Source organism: Streptomyces sp., assembly GCF_036566765.1.
In the GTDB taxonomy this organism is placed as follows: domain Bacteria; phylum Actinomycetota; class Actinomycetes; order Streptomycetales; family Streptomycetaceae; genus Streptomyces.
In genome coordinates this window covers 21,163-27,311 of sequence record NZ_DATCVQ010000569.1, presented here as the reverse complement: position 1 = coordinate 27,311, position 6,149 = coordinate 21,163, and the positions used below count along the sequence as shown (strand labels likewise).

At 70.8% G+C, this 6,149-nt stretch carries 8 protein-coding genes and 1 pseudogene; 7 read left to right on the top strand and 2 right to left on the bottom strand.

Going from position 1 to position 6,149, the window contains the following annotated elements:
- Window positions 1–596 (top strand): annotated as a pseudogene (locus tag VIU94_RS33085) (hypothetical protein); the annotation flags it as partial.
- Between the two features lie 27 nt (window positions 597–623).
- Here VIU94_RS33085 and VIU94_RS33080 read toward each other — a convergent pair.
- Window positions 624–989: a cupin domain-containing protein gene (locus VIU94_RS33080; protein WP_331917201.1), complete on the bottom strand. Its 366-nt coding sequence runs from the start codon at window positions 987–989 to the stop codon at window positions 624–626.
- Window positions 990–1,185: 196 nt separating this feature from the next.
- Between VIU94_RS33080 and VIU94_RS33075 the strand changes: the two genes are divergently transcribed.
- From VIU94_RS33075 to VIU94_RS33060, 4 genes are all read left to right on the top strand, one after another.
- Window positions 1,186–1,578, top strand: a complete 393-nt coding sequence (locus VIU94_RS33075) for a VOC family protein (RefSeq protein ID WP_331917199.1) — start codon at window positions 1,186–1,188, stop codon at window positions 1,576–1,578.
- A gap of 204 nt (window positions 1,579–1,782) precedes the next feature.
- Window positions 1,783–2,220 carry an SPW repeat protein gene (locus VIU94_RS33070; RefSeq protein WP_331917197.1) on the top strand — a complete coding sequence of 146 codons (438 nt, stop codon included), beginning with the start codon at window positions 1,783–1,785 and terminating at the stop codon, window positions 2,218–2,220.
- 184 nt (window positions 2,221–2,404) lie between these two features.
- Entirely contained in the window at window positions 2,405–2,761 is a 357-nt protein-coding gene (locus tag VIU94_RS33065; RefSeq protein WP_331917195.1) for a DUF805 domain-containing protein, read from the top strand.
- Window positions 2,762–3,039: 278 nt separating this feature from the next.
- The gene (locus VIU94_RS33060; RefSeq protein ID WP_331917193.1) at window positions 3,040–4,314 is read left to right on the top strand and encodes an ATP-binding protein; all 1,275 of its coding nucleotides are present in this window, start codon (window positions 3,040–3,042) and stop codon (window positions 4,312–4,314) included.
- 131 nt (window positions 4,315–4,445) lie between these two features.
- Here the strand turns inward: VIU94_RS33060 and VIU94_RS33055 are convergent, their stop codons facing one another.
- The gene (locus VIU94_RS33055; protein WP_331917191.1) at window positions 4,446–4,934 is read right to left on the bottom strand and encodes a phospholipase; all 489 of its coding nucleotides are present in this window, start codon (window positions 4,932–4,934) and stop codon (window positions 4,446–4,448) included.
- Between the two features lie 172 nt (window positions 4,935–5,106).
- On the opposite strand from VIU94_RS33055, the gene VIU94_RS33050 reads away from it, so the two are divergent.
- Both VIU94_RS33050 and VIU94_RS33045 read left to right on the top strand, forming a co-directional pair.
- Window positions 5,107–5,553, top strand: a complete 447-nt coding sequence (locus tag VIU94_RS33050) for a TIGR03618 family F420-dependent PPOX class oxidoreductase (RefSeq protein ID WP_331917189.1) — start codon at window positions 5,107–5,109, stop codon at window positions 5,551–5,553.
- A gap of 17 nt (window positions 5,554–5,570) precedes the next feature.
- Complete coding sequence (locus VIU94_RS33045; RefSeq protein ID WP_331917187.1) at window positions 5,571–6,149, top strand: YdeI/OmpD-associated family protein; 579 nt, start codon at window positions 5,571–5,573, stop codon at window positions 6,147–6,149.

Here is a 6,149-nt window from a genome sequence, read left to right as displayed (position 1 = left end):
ACCGGTGGCGGCGCGCGTACGCGGAGGTCGTCGCGCGCCGTACGGCGGTGGCGCGCACCGCGATTCCGCCGCAGGGCGCGGACCCGGAGGCCCGGGCGGCGCTGCGTGCGGCCCTTGACCGCTGCGCGCGGATCTCCCTGGTGCCCGCGGACCGCCCGACGTGGATCGGCGACCGGCTGCGGGCGGTGGACGTGCGGGTGCATCACGCGTACCGAGTCGACCTGTCGGCGCTGTGGCCGCGGCTGTGGCTGGCGCTGCCCGACCCGGCGCGCGCCGAGCTGACGGAGGCGTACGCCGGGTACCGGGCGAGCGCCCGGCTGACCGGCTGGGGCCTGATGTACCTCCTGGTGGCGGTCTGGTGGTGGCCGGCCTCGGCCGTCGCCGTGGTCACCCTGGGCACGGCGTGGATCCGCGCGCGGGGCGCGGCCGAGGCGCTGGCGGAGCTGGTGGAAGGGGCCGTCGATCTGTACGGGCGCGACGTCGCCGCGGCGCTCGGGGTGCTGCCGGTCGACGACGGCCTGAACCGTACGGCCGGCGACGCGGTCAGCGCTCTGCTGCGCAAGGACGGGGCACTGCACCCCGACGAGGCGCGATAGCGGGCACGGGCGCGGACGCCCGCTCGGTCACGCGGACTTGGCGTAGCCTCCGAAGCCGACCCAGTCGAGTGCCACGCACGGCTCGTCGCCGAGCACCCAGGCGTCGTGCCCGGGCTGGACGTCGAGGAAGTCGCCGGGGCCCAAATCGCCGGTCGTGCCGTCGTCCATGACGACCTTCATCCGGCCGCTGACGACATAGCCGACGTGGTGGGACATGCAGCTGTCGGTCCCGGCGAGCGGCTTGACGTGCTTGGACCACTGCCAGCCCGGCTCGAACACGGCCCTGCCGACCGGTCCGCCGTCGGTGACAATGAGGTCGAGCCTGCCCTTGCCGCCCTCGAAGGGACGGGTCTCGTCGGCGGAGTCGAAGCTCCGAGACACGATTGCGGTCATGGTCATCCGCCTCCCGGCGGTGCGACGAACGGCCCCGAGTTCATTTCCAGGCTACGACGGGGAGTTGTCCGGCGGCTTGCCGGGAGATGGCCGTAATCGCCGTCGCCCGGAATGATCTTCCGAATTAGGGTCGTAAACATGACAGCTGCATCATGACAGCCGCGTGTGACGCTCCACGCATACGGAAGGACACATCGTGACCGTCCAGCTCAACCACACCATCGTGCACGCCACCGACAAGCGCGCCTCGGCGGAATTCCTCGCCCGCATTCTGGGACTCGAGGTCAGCGCCCCCTTCGGCCCGTTCCTCCCGGTCGTGACCGACAACGACGTGGGGCTCGACTACTACGAGAACCCCGACCGGCCGGTGACGAGCCAGCACTACGCCTTTCTCGTCTCCGAGGAGGAGTTCGACGAGATGATGGGGCGGATCAAGGAGTCGCGCATCCCGTTCTTCGCCGACCCCGGGCACTCCCAGCCGGGAAAGATCAACAACTACTACGGCGGCCGGGGCGCGTACTTCGACGACCCTGACGGGCACAACATGGAGATCATGACCCGCCCGTACGGATCCGGAACGACTCCCTGACCTCGTCCTGAGCGCCTCCCGACCGCTTCCTGATCAGCGGCGTCCGGACCGGGTTTGGCCACTGTGCGCAGAATCCGCGAGCAAATTCTGTGCGGATTCCTTATCGGGCAGATCTACACATAAAGGCCAGATAAGGGCACAATGAAACAGCGGCACCACGCCGCAACACGGCCAGACGTCCGACGTCCGAAGGAGGCGAGTCGTATGGCCGACGTCTCTCACCGTCCAGGTGATATCGCGGGACACCCCGACGCATCGGAAATGCGCGAGCGTTACGCCCGCATGCTCGAGACCCGAGGTGTCGCGGCGGTGGAGGAACTGGTGATCCTCGCCGGACTCTACGCCGCGGTCTCCGCATGGGCGGTCCACTTCGCCCGGCCCGAACTGACCCTCAGCAACCTGGTCATCGGTCTGAGCATCGCGGCGCTGGGCCTGTGCATGTCCATGGCCCCGGAAAGGTCGCAGGACCTCAACTTCGTCGTCCTGTTGCTCGGTGTTTGGCTGATCGTTTCCCCCTGGGTGGTTGCCCGGGACGCCGGTACCGGCGCGATCGTCTCCAATGTCATCACCGGAGCATGCGTGTGCCTGTTCGCCCTCGTGGCGGGCGGCCTACTCATGAGCAAGTCGCGAAGAACGGGCTGAAATCCGACCCCTCCTCACGAACGGCGTCGCACTCGCGGCGCCGTTCGCCATGCCAAATCCAGACACAACCACACCCAACGACCAGCTCTCGGTAACGAATTGACCCACACGCTTTCGGCCACATAAGTTCCTCGTAAAGAGACTGCTCACCGGGGCAGACCGACCCAGTCCTTGGGGGGACTAAGTGAACTGGTACCTGGACGTTCTGAAGAAGTACGCGGTATTCAGCGGGCGTGCGCGCCGCAAGGAGTACTGGATGTTCGTGCTCTTCAACTTCATCGTCGCGGCCGTGCTGCTCGCCGTCGACTTCGCCGTCGGCACCAACGGCATCCTCTACGGCGTCTACCTGCTCGGCACGCTCCTGCCGTCGCTCGGCGCCGCCGTCCGTCGCCTGCACGACACGGGCCGCTCCGGCTGGTGGATCCTCATCGGCGCCGTTCCGCTCGTCGGCGGCATCATCCTGCTGGTGTTCCTGGCCAGCGACGGCGCCCCGGAGAGCAACGCCTACGGCGCGAACCCGAAGTTCGCCCCGGCCGTCTGACGGCGCCTTCTCGGCCGAGCGATCGGCTTCGAGGCCCCCGGGACACCGTCCCGGGGGCCTCGCCCGTTTCCGCACCGCCTTCCGCCTTCCGTCTCCCGTCTCCGTCTCCCGTCTCCGTCTCCCGCGCTCCACGCTCCGCGCTCCGCGCTCCGCCAGTGACGGTTCGTAGCGTTTCACCGGCGCGGATTGTGCACCGTGGCAGAGGACCCGCCTCGCGACTGACGCCTAGCGTCACCGGAGCAGCACAGCACGCACTGCACGAACGAGGGGCGGTACCGGTGAACTGGCTCATCCACGACTACCGCGAGAGCGATCTCGCCGCGGTCGTCCACCTGATCGACACCACGGCCGAGCTCGGGCAGGAGTCGGTCTTCTCGCTCGCCGAGTGCATCGGCGCGCTCACCTCCCGGCAGCCGGCCGTCGTCGCCGTCCACCAGGGCGTGCCCATCGGGGCCGCGCTCGCCTGCGTGGCCGGCGAGCGGGCCTGGGTGATGCGGATCGCGATCCAGCCGGGGTGGCGCGGCCGCGGACTGGCCAGCGCGCTGCTCGTGGAGCTGGAGCGGCGACTGCTCGCGGCGCGGGTCGGCCGGATCGCGTACGTGCTGCCGGAGGAGGAGCTGCACGGCGAGGGGCTGCTGAACGCCGGCTACACCCGGCAGCCGGCGGTCGCGTACTTCGAGAAGGTCGAGCCGCTGCACGGCCCGGCGGCGGGGCTGCTCGACGACCTCGGCGGCCGGTTCCTGCCCAACGACCTGTGGGCGAAGGTCGCCGGCATGGAGGCGGAGAAGGACCTGATCGAGCGGCGTGTCGTGCTGCCGCTGGCCGAGCCGGAGCGCGCGGCGCGGCACGGGGTGCGGCCACCGCGGGCGGTGGGCCTGTTCGGCCCGCCCGGCACCGGCAAGACGACCTTCGCGCGCGGCATCGCCTCGCGGCTCGGCTGGCCGTTCGTGGAGATCCTTCCCTCGCGCCTGGCCGACGAGGGCAATCTGGCGGCGGCGCTGCGCAGCGCGTTCGCCCGGATCGCGGAGCTGGAGCGGGTCCTCGTCTTCATCGACGAGGTCGAGGAGATCGCGCCGGTGCGCTCGGAGCCTGCGCAGCCCGGCGGGATGCACGGCGTGACCAACGAACTGCTCAAGCTGATCCCGGGGTTCCGGGAGCGCGACGAGCGGCTGCTGGTCTGCGCGACCAACTCGATCCGCTCGCTCGACCCGGCGTTCCTGCGCCCCGGCCGCTTCGACTACCTGATCCCGATCGGCACCCCGGACAAGGCGGCCCGGGCGGCGATCTGGTCCCGCTACACCGACGGTCGACCGGACGTGGACGTGGACGAACTGGTCGCCGCGAGCGACCTGTTCACCCCGGCCGACATCGAGCACGCGGCCCGGATCGCGGCCCAGAACTCCTTCGAGCGGGACCTCGCCGCGGCGGGCGACCCGGCCCCGGGCGCGACGACGGCCGACTACCTCGCGGCGATCGCCCAGTGCCGCCCGACGGTGACGCCGGAGATGATCACCCAGTTCGAGTCGGACATCACCACGCACGCGCGGATCTGAGGGAGCCGAGCGCCGCCGAGCGCCTGGTCCGCCGGGCGAGGAGCGCTCCGCAGGGCGACGGCCCGGCAGCCCGCAGAGCGGGCGGCCGGGCCGTCGCGTCACCGCCGGGTGGGGCCGGGGCGGACGATCGGTCAGGCGGCGTGCGCGGCGCCGTCCTGGGCCTTCGCGGAGCCGAGCCAGGACACGGCCTTGTAGTAGTACCAGGCCGTGTTGTCGCACGACGTGCGCTGCTCACCGGAGTAGGCGGCGCAGACGCGCTTCATGTCCTCGTAGAAGGCCGAGTCCAGACGGGACTTGTGGGCGGCGAAGGCGCCCAGCGCCTTGTAGTTCCGGTAACCGAAGTCATGCCGGGCGCAGGCGTTCGAGAACGCGAACCCGCCGGGGTTGTCCGGGGAGTAGCTGCAGTAGTCCGTGGACCAGTCGAAGCCGTACTCGGCGTACTGGCCCTGGTCGCCCGCCGCGGACAGCCAGGCGCTCTGGCTCCCCTCGTCGGTCTGCGTCCAGGAACCGAGCAGCTGCTCCTTGTTCGCGGGCTCGGCCGAGGCCGCGCCGGTGGAGAGGAAGGTGGCTGTGACCGCCAGTGCAACTGCCGCGAAGGGCAGTGCGCCACGACGACGCATGCGGGACCTCCGAATATGTGGGGGGTTGGCGCCCTGCGTGATCGCAGGGCGGCCAGATCCTGCCACCTCGGCCCGCGTCCGCCAACGAGTAGCGCGGGAACCGGGAGTGAATTCCTGTTCCACGCACGGTGCTTGGCGCTTGCTCGGGGTCGCGGTGGGGCAGGAGGGGATCATGGCTGCGCTCCCCAAGGAGATCCGCGAGCGGATCGAAGCCCCGGACATCTGGTACGTCGCCACGGTCGATGCCGACGGGGCGCCGCATGTGAGCCCGATGTGGGTCGGCCTCGACGGCGACCTGGTCTTCTTCAACACCGCCGTCGGCCGTATCAAGGAACGCAATCTCCGGCGCGATCCGCGGGTCTGCCTGTCCCACGCGGACCATGCCGACCCGTTCGACCGTGTCCAGATCCGCGGCCGGGTGGTCCGGTTCGTCGAAGGGGCGGAGGCGGAGCGGAACATGGCCCGGCTGGCGGCCAAGTACCTCGGCACCGAGCGGTTCGAGTGGCTGATCCCGGGCGAGGAGCGGGTCGTCGCCTTCGTCGAGGCGACGAAGACACGGCGCGTCGTCGGCGTCGAGCCGCTCCCGCCGGGCGCACCAGGGGCGGAGGAACCCCGCTGACGCAATAGGCTCGCCGCATGGACGAGTTCGAAGGTCTCCCCGTCATGGCGTTCACCGATCGGGCCGGTCTGGAGGCCTGGTTGGAGGAGCACGGGACGGACGCGCCCGGGGTGTGGCTGAGGATCGCCAGGAAGGGTTCGGCGGCCGTGTCGCTCTCCCTGACGGACACGCTGGACTGCATGCTCTGCTTCGGCTGGATCGACGGGCAGCGCCGAGCCGGGGACGCCGACCACTACCTCCAGAAGTACACGCGGCGCCGGCCGCGGGCGCTCTGGTCGCAAGTGAACGTCCGCAAGGTCGAGGCGCTGACGGCCGCCGGGCGGATGCGGGAGCCGGGCCTCGCGGAGGTGCGGGCCGCGCAGGCGGACGGCCGGTGGGCGGGCGCGTACCCCTCCCAGAGGGAGGCGACCGTGCCGGACGACCTCGCGGCGGCGCTGGCGGCGGACGACCGGGCCCGCGAGCGCTTCGAGGGGCTCGGCAGGACCGACCAGTACCTGGTGATCCTGCGCCTCTGGCAGGCCCGGACGGCGAAGGGCCGGGCGGAGCGGCTGGCGCGGATGGTGACGGCGCTGGCGGAGGGCCGGAAGGCGGCGTGA